2 protein-coding genes and 1 pseudogene are annotated in these 2,656 nt (G+C 68.3%); all 3 read right to left on the reverse strand.

Features of this window, described 5'->3' with window-relative positions; genetic code table 11:
- Window positions 1-49 precede the first annotated feature (49 nt).
- Window positions 50-1,771, reverse strand: a complete 1,722-nt coding sequence (locus NP3_RS36480; RefSeq protein WP_063046276.1) for an FtsK/SpoIIIE domain-containing protein — start codon at window positions 1,769-1,771, stop codon at window positions 50-52.
- Between the two features lies 1 nt (window position 1,772).
- Entirely contained in the window at window positions 1,773-2,153 is a 381-nt protein-coding gene (locus tag NP3_RS36485; protein WP_245721257.1) for an ASCH domain-containing protein, read from the reverse strand.
- Window positions 2,150-2,656 (reverse strand): annotated as a pseudogene (locus tag NP3_RS36490) (hypothetical protein); the annotation flags it as partial. The gene NP3_RS36485 and the pseudogene NP3_RS36490, both read right to left, overlap by 4 nt.

Here is a 2,656-nt window from a genome sequence, read left to right on the forward strand (position 1 = left end):
GAACCGATATTTAACAGTTTAGACTGTTAACGGTCTATCTGTCTGTATTTCAGGCGAATTCGCCAACAGCGTCGGTGTCGTCGTCGGTGGCGGTGTCGTCGTCGCCGAGTTCGTCGAAGTCGATGCCGTCGAGGGGCTCGTCGTCGGTGTCGGCGGTGTCAGCACGCTGCTCGCCTTCGGCCAGGGCGTCACCGATCTTCTTGCTCAGTTCCTCGGCCTCGGCGTCGATCTCGGCCAGCAACCCGGTGACGTTGGGGATCTCGCCGTCACCGCGGCGACGGCGCGCGGTGTCGATCGACACGACCGGCTTGCCCCCGGCGGCGAGCTTCCCGTCGACCGTGGCGGCCTGGCCGGTGGCTTGCTGCACATGCGGGTGCGGGTAGGGCGGGTAGGTCTGCGCGGCCCAGGCCAGGTTCTCGTCAGAGACGTAGTAGGCGCGCACGCGCACGATCTGGGAGCTGGAGTCGTCGAAGACGAAGGCGATGCCGGCGCTGCCCTGGTCGGGGATGTTGGTGTTGTCGGCGCCGCGTTCGGCGGCGTGATGGTCGCCGTAGACCATGACCATCTGCTCCGGCGAGGAAAGGCGCATGCCGATCCGGATCTGGAAAAGGTCCCTGAGCATGTCGAGGATCTTCTTGTTCGCCAGCTGCGTGTATCCGGAGATGGAGATGCCCAGGGCACGACCGAGGCGCGCGATAGACACCAGCACCCGCAGGAAGTCGGTGCGGGTCTTCGGGTCGTCGAGCAGCTCGGCGATCTCGTCGATGATCAGGTGATACATCGGGGCCTGGGCGGTGATGACGGCCTTGGACAGACCCAGAGCCTCCATCTCGCGGCCGCGTTCCTCGATCACCGTCCAGCGCAGCCACTCCAGCATCTGTCCGGCCGAGCCAGCGTCGGTCGCGGTGCGGTGCAACAAGCCCTTCATCCGCGCGGCCTCGACACCGAACTTCATGTCGATCATCAAGTTCACGAGCAGCCCATCACGAGCGGCCGGGGCGGTGGCCATCAGCAGCGACGCCACGAACCCCGACTTGCCGGATCCGGGCAGGCCGACGCCGAGAATGTTGCGTTCGAACAGCGGCACGACCCAGTGCTCGCCGTCCTCGCGCATGCCGGGGTTGAGCTTCTTCAAATCGACCGGCTCGGCGGGGACCGGGACGGGGACCAGGTCCTTGATCGGGTCGAAGTAGCGCACATCCAGGCAGATCACCCGCCCCCGGGAACCGACCACCCGGGCGGCGTCGGCGTCGAGAGCGACCGCGATGCGCTTGAGCTTCTCCTCGTAGTGGCGACGCTCCTGGCCGTCGCTCATCCGCAGCCGCAGCCGCAACCCCACCGGCACGGACTGGATGCCCCAGTCCGGCGGGTAGGAGCTCTGCGAGGGCACCAGCTGCGGCCACTCCCCCGGATCGCCTTTCGCCGGATCGGGCAACCGCCCCAAGCCCAGTGCGGACCACTTCTTCACCGCATCCCAGGGGGTGGACAGGATCTGCACCGTCTCCTGGACGTCGGCGGGGAAATCGGTGACCCAGTCCGCCCACTCCCGAGCGGCGGCGCGCTCGGCGCGGGTCACCTGTGTCTTGGCCGACCACCGCGACCACGCGGCCCGTGCGGCGAGCGCGGCCGATCCGGCCAGCAGCGGCGCGACACCGATCTCCCCTGGCACACCCAGGTTTTCCGCCGTTTTGTACGCCGTCGTGAGCGCCAGGAATCCGAGCCCGGCACCGGCCAGGACGACGGGAGGGATGATTGCGGGTTCGATGTCCATCTCAAGCCACTTCCTCGGTGGTGTTGTTGTCAGTGGCGGTGAGGTACCGCCATTGGATTCGGGTGACGAGGCTGTCGGGGCGGCAGCCTCGGTGGGTGGAGCAGAAGAAGGCGACGAACTCGGACGCCGTCATGTTCGGGAAGCCCTCGGCCACGAGATCGGCCTGGCTGATCGCGGCCAGCGGTTCGCGGCTGATCGCGGTGATCTCGACTTGGGCGATGCGCACCAGCGGCTCATCGGCCTTGCGGCCCATCACTTTCCGGCACAGCGTGAGCTGGTCACCGACGCGCGCCATGCGCCAGCCCATCCGCCGGGTCACGGTCTTTTCCCGGGCGATCACTTGGGGTTCGGTCAGGCTGACCGACATGAGCCGCGCCATCACGCAGCCTGCTTCCGGGTCAGCCGCACCTGGATCTCTTCGATCCGGTCCGGGGTCCAGGCCACCCGCGCGGTCGCGGCACCGAGCTCTGCCGCCAGGCGCCGCGCGCGGCGGTCCCAGTCCTGCGGGGTCTGCCCGTTCAGCATCCGCACCCGCAGCACGACCTCGCCGCCGTCGCGGCTGGTCGATATCAGCCGCGGCACCAACTGCTCGCCGTCGCGCTGACTCTGGGTGAGTCCGGCCTTTTCGACCGCGCGCGCCCAGCGGCGGCGGCGTACACCGCGACCGGAGGAGATGCTCAGCGCCAGCAGCGCGATCGCCGCCGCCGACACCGCGGCCCCGATCGCGATCGGGGTGGCGGCCTCCACGACCTGGTCAGTCCAGTCGGCCCAGTCCGCCGGCCACATCGGGCGAGTGCAGATCCCCAGCCCGACCGGGACGCCGACCAGCATGAACACCGTCTTGCACCGTGACGAGGACTTGGTTTCGCGGCGTGGGGATTTCGA

Origin of the sequence: Nocardia pseudovaccinii NBRC 100343 (assembly GCF_001613225.1) — a bacterium.
GTDB classification, from domain to species: domain Bacteria; phylum Actinomycetota; class Actinomycetes; order Mycobacteriales; family Mycobacteriaceae; genus Nocardia; species Nocardia pseudovaccinii.

Coding starts and splice junctions, on each gene's coding strand:
- NP3_RS36480 (WP_063046276.1), bottom strand. CDS start 1,771: ATGGACATCGAACCCGCAATCATCCCTCCCGTCGTCCTGGCCGGTGCC.